This window comes from Terrabacter sp. 05T424 (genome assembly GCF_056396225.1).
On the sequence record NZ_JBFTLB010000002.1, the window covers coordinates 470309 to 485538 of the forward strand.

16 protein-coding genes and 2 pseudogenes are annotated in these 15230 nt (G+C 72.6%); 8 read left to right on the top strand and 10 right to left on the bottom strand.

Going from position 1 to position 15230, the window contains the following annotated elements:
- Positions 1-327: 327 nt before the first annotated feature.
- Positions 328-1617: pseudogene (locus tag AC1DE0_RS07250) on the bottom strand (MFS transporter); the annotation flags it as partial.
- 81 nt (positions 1618-1698) lie between these two features.
- Between AC1DE0_RS07250 and AC1DE0_RS07255 the strand changes: the two are divergent.
- Both AC1DE0_RS07255 and AC1DE0_RS07260 read left to right on the top strand, forming a co-directional pair.
- Positions 1699-2163 carry a MarR family winged helix-turn-helix transcriptional regulator gene (locus tag AC1DE0_RS07255; protein ID WP_478098681.1) on the top strand — a complete coding sequence of 155 codons (465 nt, stop codon included), beginning with the start codon at positions 1699-1701 and terminating at the stop codon, positions 2161-2163.
- A 170-nt stretch (positions 2164-2333) separates the two neighbouring features.
- Complete coding sequence (locus AC1DE0_RS07260) at positions 2334-3230, top strand: hypothetical protein (protein WP_478098683.1); 897 nt, start codon at positions 2334-2336, stop codon at positions 3228-3230.
- Between the two features lie 51 nt (positions 3231-3281).
- On the opposite strand, the gene AC1DE0_RS07265 is transcribed toward AC1DE0_RS07260, so the two are convergent.
- The 3 genes and pseudogenes from AC1DE0_RS07265 to AC1DE0_RS07275 all read right to left on the bottom strand — a co-directional run.
- The gene (locus AC1DE0_RS07265) at positions 3282-4316 is read right to left on the bottom strand and encodes a molybdopterin-dependent oxidoreductase (protein WP_478098685.1); all 1035 of its coding nucleotides are present in this window, start codon (positions 4314-4316) and stop codon (positions 3282-3284) included.
- A gap of 38 nt (positions 4317-4354) precedes the next feature.
- On the bottom strand, positions 4355-4807 hold the full coding sequence (gene arr / locus AC1DE0_RS07270) for an NAD(+)--rifampin ADP-ribosyltransferase (protein ID WP_478099565.1): 453 nt from the start codon (positions 4805-4807) through the stop codon (positions 4355-4357).
- A gap of 117 nt (positions 4808-4924) precedes the next feature.
- Positions 4925-5308 (bottom strand): annotated as a pseudogene (locus tag AC1DE0_RS07275) (putative immunity protein); the annotation flags it as partial.
- Positions 5309-5488: 180 nt separating this feature from the next.
- Between AC1DE0_RS07275 and AC1DE0_RS07280 the strand changes: the two are divergent.
- The gene (locus AC1DE0_RS07280) at positions 5489-5893 is read left to right on the top strand and encodes a hypothetical protein (protein ID WP_478098687.1); all 405 of its coding nucleotides are present in this window, start codon (positions 5489-5491) and stop codon (positions 5891-5893) included.
- A gap of 238 nt (positions 5894-6131) precedes the next feature.
- On the opposite strand, the gene AC1DE0_RS07285 is transcribed toward AC1DE0_RS07280, so the two are convergent.
- Positions 6132-6299, bottom strand: a complete 168-nt coding sequence (locus AC1DE0_RS07285) for a hypothetical protein (protein ID WP_478098689.1) — start codon at positions 6297-6299, stop codon at positions 6132-6134.
- A gap of 19 nt (positions 6300-6318) precedes the next feature.
- Between AC1DE0_RS07285 and AC1DE0_RS07290 the strand changes: the two genes are divergently transcribed.
- On the top strand, positions 6319-6456 hold the full coding sequence (locus tag AC1DE0_RS07290) for a hypothetical protein (protein WP_478098691.1): 138 nt from the start codon (positions 6319-6321) through the stop codon (positions 6454-6456).
- Positions 6457-6576: 120 nt separating this feature from the next.
- Positions 6577-7053 carry a hypothetical protein gene (locus AC1DE0_RS07295; RefSeq protein ID WP_478098692.1) on the top strand — a complete coding sequence of 159 codons (477 nt, stop codon included), beginning with the start codon at positions 6577-6579 and terminating at the stop codon, positions 7051-7053.
- A gap of 24 nt (positions 7054-7077) precedes the next feature.
- On the opposite strand, the gene AC1DE0_RS07300 is transcribed toward AC1DE0_RS07295, so the two are convergent.
- The 3 genes from AC1DE0_RS07300 to AC1DE0_RS07310 all read right to left on the bottom strand — a co-directional run bounded on the left by AC1DE0_RS07300 (position 7078) and on the right by AC1DE0_RS07310 (position 9085).
- On the bottom strand, positions 7078-7410 hold the full coding sequence (locus AC1DE0_RS07300) for a cupin domain-containing protein (RefSeq protein ID WP_478098694.1): 333 nt from the start codon (positions 7408-7410) through the stop codon (positions 7078-7080).
- 118 nt (positions 7411-7528) lie between these two features.
- The gene (locus tag AC1DE0_RS07305; protein ID WP_478098696.1) at positions 7529-7900 is read right to left on the bottom strand and encodes a hypothetical protein; all 372 of its coding nucleotides are present in this window, start codon (positions 7898-7900) and stop codon (positions 7529-7531) included.
- Between the two features lie 63 nt (positions 7901-7963).
- Positions 7964-9085 (bottom strand): carbohydrate kinase family protein, encoded by a 1122-nt coding sequence (locus AC1DE0_RS07310; protein ID WP_478098698.1) that lies wholly within the window; start codon positions 9083-9085, stop codon positions 7964-7966.
- A gap of 131 nt (positions 9086-9216) precedes the next feature.
- On the opposite strand from AC1DE0_RS07310, the gene AC1DE0_RS07315 reads away from it, so the two are divergent.
- The 3 genes from AC1DE0_RS07315 to AC1DE0_RS07325 all read left to right on the top strand — a co-directional run bounded on the left by AC1DE0_RS07315 (position 9217) and on the right by AC1DE0_RS07325 (position 13110).
- A complete protein-coding gene (locus AC1DE0_RS07315; RefSeq protein WP_478098700.1) occupies positions 9217-10587 on the top strand; it encodes a 6-phospho-beta-glucosidase in 1371 nt (456 codons plus the stop codon).
- Positions 10588-10651: 64 nt separating this feature from the next.
- Positions 10652-11410 (top strand): LamB/YcsF family protein, encoded by a 759-nt coding sequence (locus tag AC1DE0_RS07320; RefSeq protein WP_478098702.1) that lies wholly within the window; start codon positions 10652-10654, stop codon positions 11408-11410.
- An 11-nt stretch (positions 11411-11421) separates the two neighbouring features.
- Entirely contained in the window at positions 11422-13110 is a 1689-nt protein-coding gene (locus AC1DE0_RS07325; protein ID WP_478098704.1) for a 5-oxoprolinase subunit B/C family protein, read from the top strand.
- A 92-nt stretch (positions 13111-13202) separates the two neighbouring features.
- Here AC1DE0_RS07325 and AC1DE0_RS07330 read toward each other — a convergent pair whose 3' ends face one another.
- Positions 13203-14327 carry a sensor histidine kinase gene (locus AC1DE0_RS07330; RefSeq protein ID WP_478098706.1) on the bottom strand — a complete coding sequence of 375 codons (1125 nt, stop codon included), beginning with the start codon at positions 14325-14327 and terminating at the stop codon, positions 13203-13205.
- Entirely contained in the window at positions 14327-14998 is a 672-nt protein-coding gene (locus AC1DE0_RS07335; protein WP_478098708.1) for a response regulator transcription factor, read from the bottom strand. The genes AC1DE0_RS07330 and AC1DE0_RS07335 overlap by 1 nt, the downstream gene beginning before the upstream one ends.
- Positions 14999-15230 lie beyond the last annotated feature (232 nt).

Here is a 15230-nt window from a genome sequence, read left to right on the forward strand (position 1 = left end):
CACCGTCACGGGTGGCCGGGGCCAGGGGGCGTATGCCGTCCCCCTGGCCCCGGCCCTCCCGCTCAGCCGCGCGTGGCGACGAGCGCCGCGTCGTCGGAGGTGTCGTCGGAGGTCTCGTCGGAGCTCGGCTGGGTGCTCGATGCGGTCCTCGGCGGCCCGTGCCGCTCGCGTCGGGATGCACAGCGCGATGACGGAGGCGAGGGCCGCGACGCCGGCGCCGATGCCGAGACCGACGCGGAAGCCGGCCTCGCTCGGGAGCGGGATGCCGCCGAGGTCCATCGACATGTTGGCCAGGACGACCCCGACGACGGCGGCCGAGACCGAGGTGCCGATGGAGCGCATCAGCGTGTTGACGCTGTTCGCCGAGCCGGTCTCGGACACCGGCACCGAGCCCATGATGAGGGCCGGCATGGCGCCGTAGGCGAGGCCCACGCCCGCGGTCGAGATGCAGACCGCGACGAGCAGGCCCCACGTCGAGCCCATCAGCACGATCGCCGAGAGGTAGCCGAGCGACACGATCGCGGCACCCAGGGCCAGCGTGGTCTTGGGCCCGCGAGCCCGCGAGAGGCGGGCGCCGGACGGGGAGACCACCATCATCATGAGGCCGCTGGGCGCCATCCACAGACCCATCTGGAGCATGTCCTGGCCGAGCCCGTAGCCGGTGGCGGTCGGCAGCTGCAGCAGCTGCGGCACGATCAGCGACTGCGCGTACATGGCGAAGCCGATGACGATCGACGCGAGGTTCGTGAGCAGCACGACGGGGCGGGCGGTGACGCGCAGGTCGACGAGCGGGTCGGCGGTGCGCAGCTCGAACCAGCCCCACGCGAGCAGCACGACGACCGCGCCGACGAGCAGGGTCAGCGTGGTGCCGCTCGTCCACCCCCAGTCGGTGCCCTTCGACACGCCGAGCAGAAGGCCTACGAGGGCGAGGCCCAGGCCGACCGCGCCGATCGGGTCGAAGCGGCCGCGCGCGGTGACCGGGGTGGCGGGGATGAAGCGGTGGATGAGGACCGCGATCATGACGGCGAGGGCGGTCGCGCCCCAGAACAGCATGCGCCAGTTCGCGTACTCCGCGACGGCGGCGGCGACGGGCAGTCCGAGGGCGCCGCCGATGCCCATCGAGGCGCTCATGAGCGCGATCGAGGTGCCGAGCCGCTCGGCCGGGAGCAGGTCGCGCATGGCGCTGATGCCGAGCGGGATGAGGCCCATGGCGGCGCCCTGGAGCGCGCGGCCGGCGATCATCGGAACCACCGACGTCGCCAGCGCGCACACGAGCGATCCCGCGACGAGCAGCGTCGAGCACGCGAGCATGATGCGGCGCTTGCCGTAGAGGTCGCCGAGCCGCCCGCTGATCGGGGTGGCGACCGCCGCGGCGAGGAGGGTAGAGGTGACGACCCAGGTGGCGTTGGACGCCGACGTGTCGAGCAGGTGCGGCAGCTCGCCGATGAGGGGGACGACGAGCGTCTGCATGACCGCGGCCACGATGCCCGCGAGGGCGAGGACGCCGACGACGGCATTGGGGCGGACGGCGGGCGTGCGGGTCGACGGCGACGTGCCGGCCGGTGGTTCGGGGGGTGAGGTCATGATCACGATGTGCATCGTACATAGAATGTGCATGACGCACAAACAAGGTATGCTGCATGGTGGGGCCCGCCGACCGCGCCGGGCCCGGTGCCGGGCGGCGAGGAGGAGGACGACGTGGCGAAGAGGCTGGCGCGACACGAGGCCCTCGAGCTCGAGACGATGCTGCTGTCGCGATACCTGATCCCCAACCGGCGCTTCTCCGGCCAGCACTCCCGGGCGCTCGAGCGCAGCTGGTACACCCTGCTCAGCCGCCTCGTGGCGCAGGGACCGATGTCGCTCGGCGAGCTCAGCGATGCCCTCGGCCTCGACGTCTCGACGCTCAACCGGCAGACCGCGGCGCTGACCAAGGCCGGTCATCTCGAGCGGGTCCCCGACCCCGAGGGTGGCGTGGCCCGCAAGTTCCGCGCGACCGCCTCGGGCAGGGAGCATCTCGAGGCCGACCGCCGCGCCAACGCCGAGGGCCTGCGCAAGGTCGTCTCCGGCTGGGCGCCCGACGACGTCGATGCGTTCGTCACGCTGCTCCGGCGCTTCAACACCGATCTCGAGAACCTCGACGGCCGTCCCTGGCCCCGCAGCTGAGCCCGGCCGGACTTCCGGACGTATGCCGTCCGGCCTGGCGCCGACCTCGTGCGCCGGGATGATTCGGCCGGTATTACTACCTTTGTCCGACTTTCGCCTAGTACCGCTGTTGCGGTGTGCTCGGGTCGTCGCACCGCCAGGTGCGCATCGGCACGAGAACTAGGGGCACCATGCGAAAGACGACTCACGGACTGCTGCGCGGAACGGCCGTTCTCACTGCCGGCGCCCTCCTCGGCCTCAGCCTGTCGGGGGTCGCCACCGCCAAGGGCGGCGAGCCCGGCGAGGACGGCACCGGCGGCACGACGGCCGGGAGCTCGGCCGGCAACTATGCCGTGACGGTCAACGGCACGACCTACGACCCCGCGCCCGGCAAGGACTCCAAGGTCCAGGGCGTCGTGCGCGGAGTCGTGAAGGTCACCGGCGTGCACACGACGTTCACCATCGACCCGGCCACGCTCGGCGTCTACGACTACGCGCTGACCGGTGCTCTCGCACCCGACCGGATGGTCACGAGCCCGACCGTGGTGTTCCAGAGCAAGGTGCCCACCCTGACCGCGGCGCAGCTCGCCGGCCCGGTGCTCGAGCTGCAGGTCCGCGACGACACGCTCGTCGCCCTGTTCCGCACCGCCGCAGGCAAGCTCAAGGTCCAGGCCAAGGACTCCCCGCAGGGCGGCATTTTCCAGATGGAGCCGGAGTTCGCCGGCAACGTCACGCTGACGCACACGCTCGGCCCGACGCTCTTCTACTTCGTCAACCCGTTCACCGGGAAGGTCAACTTCGGCAACGGGATCGACGCGGTCTCCGCCGCCCAGAGCAGCACCGGCTACCACCAGATGCTGCTCGGCAAGGACAGCCCGCAGGTCGCCACGAAGACCCTGCAGACCGGCTCGCTCACGACGTGGTCGGTCGCCTCAGGCGGCCGTCTCGGCGGGGTGCTCGGTGAGGACGCGATCGAGCTGAGCCAGGGAGCGACGAGCTGCACGCAGAACTGCCAGGCCCAGAACCGCATCCGTGGCTCGCTCCCGGTTCCGCCCGACCCGACCAGTCCGACGCCCATCGGCGGCTGACCACCGGGGGTGCCTGAAGGCCGCTCGAGTCCGCGGACTCGGGCGGCCTTCTCACTGCAGGGGGAACGGCGACTGTGTCCACCACGGCCGTGTGTCCACGCTCACCTCCGAGACCCACTTGACCCACCAGAAACCGCGTCGTCCGGGGGCGACCAGCCGGACGGGTCCACCGTGGCCGGCTGAGAGCGGGGCGCCACCCATGTGCGTGGCAAGCATCAGGGTCGAGACCTCCGCGGCCGGGAAGCGCCGGGTGTAGCCGGTCATCGAGCGCACCACGATGGACCCGTGGTCCAGGGGCCCCAGCGGGCCGAGCACCGTGTCGAGCCGGACGCCGCGCCAGGCCTGTTCGGACCACCACCCGCCAGTGCAGTCGATCACCACTGCCTCGGTGGTGACGGCCGCCGCGACCAGCGCGTCATACGAGAGCTGTTGTCCCGGCTGGCCCGGGCGCTCGATCCGCACCGCGAAACCGGTTGGGTCGATGTCGGGAACGCCGTCGGTGAACCACTGCGTGACCGGGACGGCCGTCGGGTCGCCGGACCCCACCTCGTAGGAACCGGTCTCGCGACGTCGCGAGCCCGGCAGGCCGGCCACCGCGGTCGCCCACGACAGGGCGGCGTACGCGAGCAGTGCCGTGCCGCCGAACGCCATGGCCCGCAACGCCGTTCGTCTCGAGAGGTCGCTCACGCGTACGCGTTGGGGTCGACGCAGGACATGGCCGAGGGCAAGCGGAACGACCACGACGGCGAAGGCGACGTGCAGCGCGAGCACGTTCACCCCGACGACGCGCAGCGGCCCGAACGTGGAGTGCACGATGCCGGCGACCAGGCTTGCGGCCAGGACGAGCATGAGCGCGACTGCGGCCGTGTGCCGGCGGTGGCGCCGCAGGCCGCGTCTGACGATGATGCTCTTCCACGGCGCGAGCCCGAGGATGCCGAGACCGAGCGTGCCGTGGACCACCGTCGCGACCCTCGACCCGGGCGCCACCCCGACCCCGAAGGCCAGCCAGCCGGTCAGGAACGAGCCCGCGAGCAGCCCCAGGAGCGCGAGGTTGGTCCCCCGGCCAGGCCGGGTCGATGCGACCATCCACCCAGTGTGCCCGCCACGTGCCTGCCGGCCGAGGCTCAGTCGTCCATGGCCTCGATGCCGAGCTCGGCCAGCTCGCCCGTGCGCCCCCGGATGTGGGCGACGATCTCGGGCGCGGGCGGCTCCCAGCCCGTGACCTCCTCGAGCACCCGCAGCGGCTCGGTGGTGCGGTACGACCGGGTGGGGTTGCCGGGGAAGCGCTTGTCGGTGACGTTCGGATCGTCCTCGATCGGACCGAGCGGCTCGACCCGGTACACCCGGCCGGGGCCGTCGCCGCGAGCGAGCTCTGCCGCGAGGGGCGCCCCCTGCTCGCTGGCCGTGATGTAGATGTGCTTGGACTGACGCCCCGAGCCGTAGTTGGAGCGCCATCCCGGAGTGAGCAGGTCACCCGGACCCACGTCGGCCTTGGTGCCGTGGAAGAACGGCCCGACGTCGTCGACGACGCGCGGCGTCGGCGGGGGGTCCTGGAGCAGGCTGTCGAGCCGCGACATGAGGACCGAGACGCGGCTGCGCCCCTTCGCCACCCGCGGGTAGCGCGACAGCACGTCGAGGACGACCGGGGTGGCGCGCTTGGCGGCTGCGGTGACGACGTACTCGGCGACCACCGGGTCGTCGCCGCGCGCGAGCTCGGCCGCGCGCGCCGCATGGACGGCCGAGCCCAGGATGTGGCGCACCTGGGTCGCCTTGGCGATGGGGTGGAGGTATGCCGCAGCCGCCGCGGCGCCAGCAGCGGTCGCCGCGTGCCGGGCCGCCTCGGACACCGCGTCCTTGGCGGCCCGGTGGGCCTCGGTGGCGGACGTGCGTTGGAGGTTCGAGCGGGGCGCCCCCTCGGCGAAGGCCCGCGCCGCCCGGAGCGCGGCCTCGGGGCGCGGGTCGTCGGGGTGGTCCCGCTGGAAGAGCACCAGCATGGGCTCGGCGCACGCGACGGCATACGCGGTGACAGCCCGCAGCTCGTCCGTCGTCAGCTCGAAGTCGCCGGTGCTCGTCTGCATCACCCCAATCTGGCACACTCCGTCGCAGTCGCCGCGAACCGACCTTCCCGCACGGAACGGGCCGTTTTCGTGGTTCTAGCACCAATGTCTCATTGCCTCTGGTATGGGCGCGACGGAACGCTGGGTATGTCCCTGAAGCGGAGGGCACCCACTGTTCGGGGTCTCACAAGGAGAGAGTTCATGAAGAAGCTCGCGGCCATCGGAATGTCCACGATCGCGGTCATCGTGCTGGGTGCCGGCGTCTCCGCCGCCAGTGGTGGGAGTGGCGGCGGTGGCAGCTCGTCCGGCACGTGGCCGACCGCCTACCCGCTGCCCACCAACCCGGGTCGGGTGGTCTCGCAGGGGTCGACCACGGCCGTCGTGCGCTCGACTGACAGCGTCGCCGCGGTGCAGTCCAAGCTCGACAGCACGTATGCCGCCAAGGGCTGCACCCGCAAGCTGGCCGTGAACCGCCCGCGTGACTACCTGTGCCGCAACGCATCGACGGGCAAGACGGACGAGGTCTGGTTCACCTTCGCCGCGCTCGACCCGACGGCGAGCGACCCGTCGCGTTCACAGATCAACGCCTTCCTCGTCAAGGGCTGACCCGGCCCGTCCAAGCGTAGGAAACTGAGCACTCGACCAGACCTGCTGGTCGAGTGCCCACTTTCCGATCCGGCACGGCGTCGGGAGTTGAGCACTCGACTGGACGGTCCCTTGCGTCCTGTCCCTTCTCATCGAGTGCCCACTTTCCGACACGAGCTGGACGTCGGGAACTGAGCACTCGACAAAGAGGTTTGCATTCCCTCGCATCGAGTGCGCACTTTCCGACGCGGCACCTCGATCAGGCGGGGGTGAGGGTGCTGACTCCGGGTGCGAGCTGGACTGCCTGGCCGCCGACGACGAGACCCGTGCCGCCGTCCTCGTCGAGGCTCGGGCGGAAGTGGATCGTGCCGTCGGGGTCGACGGCCGCGATCTCGGCCGAGGCCCAGTCGAGCCGGCGACCGGCCACGTTCAGCCCGAGCGGCGGGATGTGGCCGCAGTCGATGGTGCTGGGGCCGCTGGCCAACGTGCTCGCCGACGACTGCCTGCGCCGCTGGTTCTGCGCCCCGGAGGTCGAGGGCGTGCTGCGCCCCGTCGTGGCGGCGCGGCAGATGCCGCTGACCTGAGCCCGCTCCTCCCGGGTCGAGGAGGTCCTCCGGCACCCAGCGCCGACAGAACTCCACGACCCACCTCGGCGACGGTCGTACGCTGGTGGTGGCCGGCAGACGAGAGGCGGTGCAGCGGACGTGTCGCAGTGGTTCGAGGGCTGGTCGGAGGCCGATCTGGCCACGCTCCGGCTGGGCCCGGTCTGGGTGCTGAGTGCCCTCACGGGGCGCATGACCTTCGACGAGGACGAGCGGGGCGCGTTCTGGGACGCCGTCACCGACGCGGCGCTGCGCAGCAGCGGGGCAGGTCGTGCCGTGTTCGAGACGGCTGCCTCCGAGCGTCGTTGGCTCTTCGACGAGTTCGCCCTCGACGGCCGGCCGGTCGTCTCCGGCCTGCTCGCGGTGACCCGTCTGCTCGAGGGCATGTCGGCCGAGGGCCGCGACGACGTGCGGCGTGGCATCGTGCGTGTCGGTGCGGCGGTGGCTCAGGCACGGGGCCCGTTCGGGCGTCGCATGTCGATCGAGGACGAGCAGACGATGGTCCTGATCGAGCAGCTGCTCCAGACGAACGCCGAGACGACCGAGGACAACCCGCTCAACTCCCCCGCCGCCATCTGAGGCGGCAGGACCGGCCGCAGCCGGTCAGCCGAGCTTGGCGACCGTGAGCAGCACGGCCGAGTCCTCGAGCGCCTCGAGCGAGTGGCGCGCCTGGGGCACGACGAGCAGGTCGCCCGGTGCGCCCTCCCACGTGACGTCGCCGGTGCTCAGCCGCACCCGCCCCCGCAGCACCTGCACCGTCGCCTCACCCGGGTTCTCGTGCTCGGTCAGGGACTGTCCGGCCGCCAGCGCGATGACGGTCTGTCGCAGCACGTGCTCGTGCCCGCCGTAGACCGTGTCGGCGCCGCGGGCACTGGAGGTGTGCGTGGCGTGCTCGAGGAGCTCGCGGGCGAGGGCGGTCAGTGACGACTTCTCCATGGGCTCACCATGGCACCTGCGACGGCACTCGTCGACGGCTCCTCCGCGACGGCGCGGGAAGGTCGCTCCGGGCGGTGCCGCCCACCGAGGGCGTATGCCGGGTGGCCCGGCTCCCGGTTCAGCGCGGCCGGCGGAGGTGGTCGGGTGCCGGCATACGGCGCACGTCGACGCTCCAGAAGCGGATGACGAACGCGTAGGCCGGCCCGAGCGTCACCCGGTGCTCGAACCCGCCACCCTCGGCGGCCACGACGTCGGAGTCGACGACCTCGGCCGCCACCTCGACCGCCCTGTCCAGGTGCCGCCGCGTCGTGTGGAGCACGACCGCGCCGACGTAGGTGAGGGTCGCGAGCTCGTGCCCGCGCTCGGTGTCGCCGGCGAGCAGCGTCCACGTGAACGAGTCGCTCGCGATCGACCATTCCTGCACCTGGGCGGCGAGCAGGTCGACCGCCAGCAGGTCACGGATGTCGTCGGGCAGGTCGGCGTCGGTCACCCGCACCATCCTGCCGTCCACCGGCCGCCGGCGCCCTCGTGGTCACCCCGGGCGTGCTCGCCCTCAGTCGAGGTCCTGGACGTCGGCCCGCTTGGCGATCGTCGCCGTCGCCCGCCGGCACGCCAGAACAGGCACCCGGGGCACGATCTCGTCGAGGAACGCGAAGCGTCGTCGCAGTGAGCGGTGGTACGCGTCGCCGCTCGTGTCGCTGACGAGCGCGGTCCACCAGTCGGCGAGGTCCCCCCAGCCGGGCGCCGCGAGCGAGCCGCCGTACTGCTGGAGCGCCAGCCCGGCGCACAGGGTCGCGAAGGTCATCCGCTGCTCGAGCGGCCACTCGGCGAGGGTGCCGACGAGCAGGGCGGCCCCGAAGACGTCACCGGCCCCGGTCGGGTCGACCTCGTGCACGCGCAGCGACGGCACGCGCACCTCCTCGCCGGAGCGGGCGTCGATGCCGAGCGCGCCGTTGGGCCCGTCGGTGACGATGGCGACGGGCACGCGGTCGGCGAGGGCGTAGACGGCCTCGACGGGTGAGCTCGTGCCGGTGTAGGCCATCGCCTCGACGGCGTTGGGCATGAAGACGTCACAGCGGCCGAGCCGGTCGAGCACGTGCGGCGACCACTGCTCCTTGGGGTCCCAGCCGACGTCGGCGAAGACGATCGCACCGTTCTCGCGGGCCCGGTCGACCCACGTGGGCCCGTCGGCGCCGAAGGCCTCGTCCTCGGCGAGGTCGACCATGACCGCGCGCGACCGTGGTGGCGTGCCGATGAGCTCGCTCGCCGGCACGGGTGACGGGTGCCCGTGCGACACCATGCTGCGGTCGCGGTCGACCGACATCGAGATGGTCACCGGGCTGTGCCAGTCGGTGAAGCGGCGGCTGCGGGCGAGGTCGATGCCTTCCTGCTGCTCGAGCGTGCGCCAGCAGAAGTCGCCGTAGTCGTCGTCGCTGAACGCCGCCGCCAGGCCGGTGCGCAGGCCGAGCCGCCGCGTGGCGACGGCGAGGTTGGCGATGCCCCCGGGGCACGAGGCGAGTCCCTCGGCCCACACCTCGGTGCCCGGCTTGGGCGCGCTCGGCATCCCCGCGAAGATCATGTCGAGGAAGACGGTGCCCCACACGAACACGTCGAGCGGTGGGTCGTCGTCGGTGCGACGCGACGCCAGCGGGTCGAACGACTGTCGATGGGGCACGCGCCCATGATCCCGCACGTGCGCTCGCGACTCACCGGGATTACCTGCCACGTATGCGGTCCTGTGAGTCCATCGGCCCGGTCGGGCGAGTGCTTCGCCCCACCTTGGTACGGTCCGAGGGTGGTGCAGCCATGAAGCTGGTGATCCTCGGCGGGGGCGGGTTCCGTGTGCCGCTCGTGCACGGCGCGCTGCTGCGTGACACGGCCGAGCGCCGGGTCACCGAGGTCGTGCTGCACGACACCGACGCCGCGCGACTCGACGTCATGCGCCACGTCCTGGGCGCGCAGGCCGGCGCCCACGTCGATGCGCGTCCCGGCTCGCTGAGCCCGCCCACGGTCTCGGCCATGACCGACCTCGACGAGGCGCTCGCCGGGGCCGACTTCGTCTTCTCGGCGATGCGGGTGGGTGGCCTCGAGGGTCGCACCGCCGACGAGCGGATCGCCCTCGACCTCGGGCTGCTCGGTCAGGAGACCACGGGGCCCGGCGGCGTCGGCTACGGCCTGCGCACCGTGCCCGTCGCGCTCGACGTCGCCCGACGCGTACGCCGCCTGGCCCCCGACGCGTGGGTCATCAACTTCACCAACCCGGCCGGCCTCGTCACGCAGGCGATGCAGTCGGTGCTCGGCGACCGGGTCGTCGGCATCTGCGACTCGCCGCTCGGTCTCGCCAAGCGAGCCGCTGGCGCCCTGGGCCACGACCTCGCCGACCTCGAGATCGACTACGCCGGGCTCAACCACCTCGGCTGGCTCACCGGACTGCGCCGCGACGGGTGCGACCTGCTGCCAGGCCTGCTCGCCGACGAGGCCGCGCTCGGCACCATCGAGGAGGGGCACCTCTTCGGCACCGAGTGGCTGCGCGACCTCGGGTCCCTGCCGAACGAGTACCTCTTCTACTACTACTTCACGCGCGACGCCATCGCCCAGATCGCCGGGGCGGCGCAGACCCGCGGGGAGTATCTCGTGGCGCAGCAGGCCGAGTTCTACACCGCCGTCGCGACCTCGCCCGGTGAGGCCTGGCAGCGGTGGGACGCCGTTCGGCGCGAACGCAACGCGACCTACATGCAGGAGACCCGCGAGAACGGCGACGGCGACACCCACGAGCGGTCCGAGGCCGACGTCGAGGGCGGCGGCTACGAGGGGGTCGCGCTCGCGCTGATGGCCGCGATCGCCCGCGACGAGCCGGCGAGGCTGATCCTCAACGTGCGCAACGGGGGCGCCGTCGCCGGCCTGCCCGACGACGCGGTCGTCGAGGTGCCGTGCACCGTCGACGCCGGCGGGCCGGTCCCGGTGCGGGTGAGCCCCCTGCCCGGCCACGCCCTCGGGCTCGTGCAGCAGGTCAAGGCGGTCGACGAGATCGTGATCAGGGCGGCGACCGAGCAGTCGAGATCGCTTGCAGTGCAGGCGTTCGCGCTCCACCCGCTCGTCGACTCGGTCACCGTCGCACGCGAGCTGCTCACGGCCTACGGTCGGCGACTGCCCGACTTCTACTCCGGACTGACGTAGACGCGCCGGCGCCGAAGTCGGGCAACGGTGGCCCGATCGCCGCCGATCCCGGCAGGATCGGCGCATGCACCTCGACCTCAACGCCGACGTCGGCGAGTCCTTCGGGGCGTGGACCCTCGGCGACGACGCCGCAGTGCTCGACGTCGTCACGAGTGCCAACGTCGCGTGCGGCTTCCACGCGGGCGACCCCCTCACGCTGCGCACGACGTGTGCGTATGCCGCCGAGCGGGGTGTCGTCGTCGGGGCGCAGGTCGGCTACCGAGACCTCGCCGGCTTCGGGCGACGCTTCGTCGACGTGCCTCCGGACGCCCTCACCGCCGACGTGATCTACCAGCTGGGCGCCCTGTCGGCCATGGCCCACGTCGCGGGCACGAAGGTCGCCTACGTCAAGCCGCACGGCGCCCTCTACAACGCGATCGTCCACCACGAGGCCCAGGCCCAGGCGGTGGTCGACGCGGTGGTGGCCGTCGACACCTCGCTGCCGATCCTCGGGCTGCCCGGGAGCGTGGTGCTCGCGCGGGCCACGGCCGCCGGGCTCCGGGCCGTCAGCGAGGCGTTCGCCGACCGGGCCTACCTGCCGGACGGGCGTCTGGTGCCCCGGACCGAGCCGGGGGCGGTGCTGCATGACGTCGAGGAGGTCGCCGCGCGGGTGAGGCGGCTGGCCCTCGAAGGCGTCGTCACGGCCGTCGACGGCACCGACGTCGGGGTCCGGGCCGAGTCGGTGTGCATCCACGGCGACACCCCCGGCGCGGTCGAGATGGCGCGTGCGGTGCGTCGAGATCTCGAGGCCGCCGGCGTCGAGATCCGCCCGTTCGCCGGCTGACCGGCACGACGATGGACGCGCGGTTGCTCCCGATGGGCGGGTCGGCCCTGCTCGTCGAGGTGGCAGACACCGAGGCGGCCCTGGCCCTGCGAGCCCGCCTCTCGCGCTTCTGCGCGTCGTCGGGTGGCGCCGCCGCCAGCGGGTCGGGGGCCGAGGGAGCGCGGTGGGGGTCGGCCGTCGAGCAGCTCGTCGTCGGTGCCCGGACGGTCCTCGTCGTGCTGCGGGAGGCCCAGCGCCGCGACGAGGTGGGGCGCGCCGTCCTCGAGCTCGCCGCCGCTCTCGACCCCGTCGTCGAGGCGGGCAGCGGCGAGCCCGTCGAGATCGCCGTCCGCTACGACGGCGAAGACCTGGACGACGTCGCCCGGCTGACCGGGCTGTCCCGCGACGAGGTCGTGGTGGCACACACCGGCACCCCCTGGCGCGTCGGCTTCGGTGGCTTCGCCCCGGGCTTTGCCTACCTCGTCGGCGGCGACCCGCGTCTGCTCGTGCCGCGGCGAACCGAGCCGCGCACTCGCGTCCCTGCCGGATCCGTCGCCCTCGCAGGCGAGTTCAGCGGCATCTACCCGCAGGACTCGCCCGGCGGTTGGCAGCTGCTCGGGTCCACCGAGGCACTCCTCTGGGACGCCGGCCGGAACCCGCCCGCGCTGCTCGCCCCGGGCATGACGGTGCGGTTCGTCGACGTCGCTGGCCAGGGCGCACGTCACGACATCGCCCCGGCCGCGTCGAGCGACCGCGTGAACGTCGCGACTCCGTCCCAGCTCGCCCCGGCGGGTGGCCCGACCGGCGTCGAGCGGGGCCTGGAGGTGGTCTCGACGGGGCCACTGACCCTCGTCGAGGACCTCGGCCGACCGGGGCTCGCCGACGTGGGAGTGGGGCGTTCGGGCGCGGCCGACCCGGCGGCATACCTTCTCGGGCTGCGGCTCGTCGGGCACCTCCTCGGGGATCGAGGCGGCGAGGGGGGGAGCGCTCCGGCGCCGGCCTCGCTCGAGGTCACCCTGGGCGGCCTCGTGGTGCGCGCCCGCGGTGACCTGCTCGTGGCCCTCACCGGTGCCCGCTGCCCGGCCGACGTCGATGGGCGACCGGTGGCGCACGCTGCACCGGTGGTGGTCGCCGACGGCCAGGTGCTGACTCTGGGCAGGCCGGCGACGGGCCTGCGCACCTGGCTGGCCGTGCGCGGCGGCGTCGCGGTGCCAGCGGTTCTCGGCTCGCGGTCGACCGACACGCTCTCGGGCGTCGGGCCGCCCGTTCCGGGCATCGGCGACGTGTTGCCCATCGGCCCTGCGCCAGAGACGTTCCCGGTCGTCGAGGTCGCCCCGCACCCGGGGCCGACCGGCCAGCGAGACGAGCCCGTCGTGCTCGAGATGGAGCAGGGCCCGCGGGCCGACTGGTGCGACCGGGACGACCTCACGGCCGAGGTGCGCACGGTGTCGGCGCGAAGCAACCGGGTGGGAATCCGCTTGGAGGGAAAGGCGGTCCGCCGCCTGCCGGCATACGTGGGCATCGAGCTCCCGAGCGAGGGGATGGTCGTCGGCGCCGTCCAGGTGCCTCCTGGAGGGGAACCCGTCGTCTTTCTCGCCGACCACCCCGTCACGGGCGGCTACCCCGTCGTCGCCGTGCTCACGTCGGAGGCGGTGGCCCGGGCAGCGCAGCTCCGGCCCGGCCAGCAGGTCCGCCTGCGGTGGAGGCGTCCCTCGAGCTGATGCCCCGAACAGTCTCCTGGTCGAGTGCTCAGTTCCCGACGGGTGGTGGGCGTCGGAAAGTGGGCACTCGATGAGACTTCGGGGTCGAGTGCTCAGTTCTGGACGCGCGTTCGCCAGCCGGCCCGGGTGCCGGCAGGCGTCGCGACGGCCTCGGCGGAGGTACCGAGCCCGCCCGTCACCGCAGCCGGGGCCAGCACGCCCTCGGGGCGCAGCGGCAGGATCATGGCCACGTCGGCACCACCCCACTGCGAGACACCGAGCTGCACCCAGCCGCCGCGCCGGGTGGCCACGTCGCGCACCAGCGAGAGCCCGAGGCCCGTCTGCGACAGGTCGTCGCGCACGCCGTCCATCGTCAGGTCGGGTCCGTGCGTCGTTGCCGATCGCAGCAGGTCGCTGCTGAAGCCGCGCCCCGAGTCGGCGACGCCGACGGCGACCGCGTCCTTGAGCGGGCGCGCGTAGAGCACCACCGTGTCGTCGTCGTCGTCGGTGTAGCGCAGCGCGTTCTCGATCATCGTGTCGAGGCAGGCGCGCAGGCGCTCGCTCGCGCAGGTCAGCACCTCGGCCGTGGGCTCGACGTGCCAGCGCCGTGTGGCGACGGCCGACCAGCGCTCGGCGGTCTGGCAGAGCAGGCTGTCGAGGTCGACCTCCGTCACCTCGAGGTCCGCCCCGAGGCGCATGCTGCGCACGAGGCGCTCGCAGACGCGGGTCAGGCGCGCGAGCTCCTCCTCGACGACCTGAAGGTCCTCGAGGTCGTGCGTCGGGCGGTGGCGGTCGCGCATCATCTCGAGGTAGCCGCGGGCGATGGTGAGAGGCGAGCGCATCTCGTGCGACGTGCGCAGCGTGAGCAGCTCACGCATCGTCGACTCGGCCCGCTCGCGGGCGGCGCTCGTGGTGAGGTCGGCCAGGGCCTGCTGGCGCCGCCGCACGTGCCAGATCATCAGCGCCATGAGCAGCAGCATGAGCGGGATCTCGGCCGTCTCCTGCCAGTCGAGCACGTCGGTCGCCGCCCGGTAGACGATGATCGCGCCGGTCACGAGGGTGAAGACGCCGAGACCGACCCAGGTGGCGCGCTTGCTCCACTGCTCGAGGCCGAAACAGAGAGCGAACGTGGCCCAGGCGATGTGGTACGGCACGGTCTCGCTGCCGGGCAGCAGGATCATGAGCACCGAGCAGATGGCCGCGACGATGCTCCATGACACGACCATCCGGTGCCGCATCACGGCTCCTCGTAGAGGCCGTAGCCGACGCCGCGCAGCGTCTCGACCGGGATGTGCTGGCCGAGCTTGCTCCGCAGGCGCCCGACGCACACCTCGACGACGTTGCTGCCCGGGTCGAAGTCGAGGTGCCACACGTCGTGGAGCAGCTCCTCGCGGCGGCACACCTGGCCCTTGCGGCGCATGAGGTGCGCGAGCAGGCTGAACTCGCGTTCGGTGAGCGACGCGCTGACGTCGTGGAAGGTCGCCCGGCGCCGGCCGAGGTCGAGGCGTATGCCGCCCGCGCTGAGGAAGCGGTCGTCCGGCTCGGCCCTCGTGGCGCCGACGTTGCGGCGCACGCGTGCCAGCAGCTCGGTGAGGCTGAACGGCTTGGCCACCACGTCGACGGCGCCCCGGTCTAGGGCCTCGACGCGGGTGCCGACGTCGGTGACCCCCGACAGCACGATCACCGGTGTCGTGCCGTGCCGCTCGTGGATCGCCTCGAGCACGGTGAGGCCGCTCGCGCCGGGCATCACGAGGTCGAGCACGACGAGGTCGACGTCCGTCACCGCCAACCGGTCGATGGCCGCGCGGGCCGTCGCTGCCGTGATCACCGAGTGTCCCTCGGACGACAACGACCGCGTCAGCAGTCCCCGCACGCGCTCTTCGTCGTCGACGACCATGACCTTGGCCATGTGCGTTCCTTCCCCCAGCAGTCCCCGGGCCTTCCCCAAGCCTGCCGCCCAGTACAGCAGGGTGAGAACACGGTCGGAAGCGATGCCCGACAAGTCCCTTTTGCGACGCGGACGAGAGGGGACGAACCGGGACAGTTCCGGGCACCGACCTGACGGAAACATGACAGGAGCCTCAGTGGCGGCTGACACGAGGGTGAGCCGTCGTGCACCTGTGACGTGACAGTTCGCTGAG

Bases quoted from the DNA above. Each gene is read 5' to 3' on its own strand.
- AC1DE0_RS07260 (WP_478098683.1), top strand. From the start codon at position 2,334: ATGCGAAAGACGACTCACGGACTGCTGCGCGGAACGGCCGTTCTCACT.
- AC1DE0_RS07265 (WP_478098685.1), bottom strand. From the start codon at position 4,316: ATGGTCGCATCGACCCGGCCTGGCCGGGGGACCAACCTCGCGCTCCTG.
- arr (WP_478099565.1), bottom strand. From the start codon at position 4,807: ATGTCGCGGCTCGACAGCCTGCTCCAGGACCCCCCGCCGACGCCGCGC.
- AC1DE0_RS07280 (WP_478098687.1), top strand. From the start codon at position 5,489: ATGAAGAAGCTCGCGGCCATCGGAATGTCCACGATCGCGGTCATCGTG.
- AC1DE0_RS07290 (WP_478098691.1), top strand. From the start codon at position 6,319: ATGTGGCCGCAGTCGATGGTGCTGGGGCCGCTGGCCAACGTGCTCGCC.
- AC1DE0_RS07300 (WP_478098694.1), bottom strand. From the start codon at position 7,410: ATGGAGAAGTCGTCACTGACCGCCCTCGCCCGCGAGCTCCTCGAGCAC.
- AC1DE0_RS07315 (WP_478098700.1), top strand. From the start codon at position 9,217: ATGAAGCTGGTGATCCTCGGCGGGGGCGGGTTCCGTGTGCCGCTCGTG.
- AC1DE0_RS07320 (WP_478098702.1), top strand. From the start codon at position 10,652: ATGCACCTCGACCTCAACGCCGACGTCGGCGAGTCCTTCGGGGCGTGG.
- AC1DE0_RS07325 (WP_478098704.1), top strand. From the start codon at position 11,422: ATGGACGCGCGGTTGCTCCCGATGGGCGGGTCGGCCCTGCTCGTCGAG.
- AC1DE0_RS07330 (WP_478098706.1), bottom strand. From the start codon at position 14,327: ATGCGGCACCGGATGGTCGTGTCATGGAGCATCGTCGCGGCCATCTGC.
- AC1DE0_RS07335 (WP_478098708.1), bottom strand. From the start codon at position 14,998: ATGGCCAAGGTCATGGTCGTCGACGACGAAGAGCGCGTGCGGGGACTG.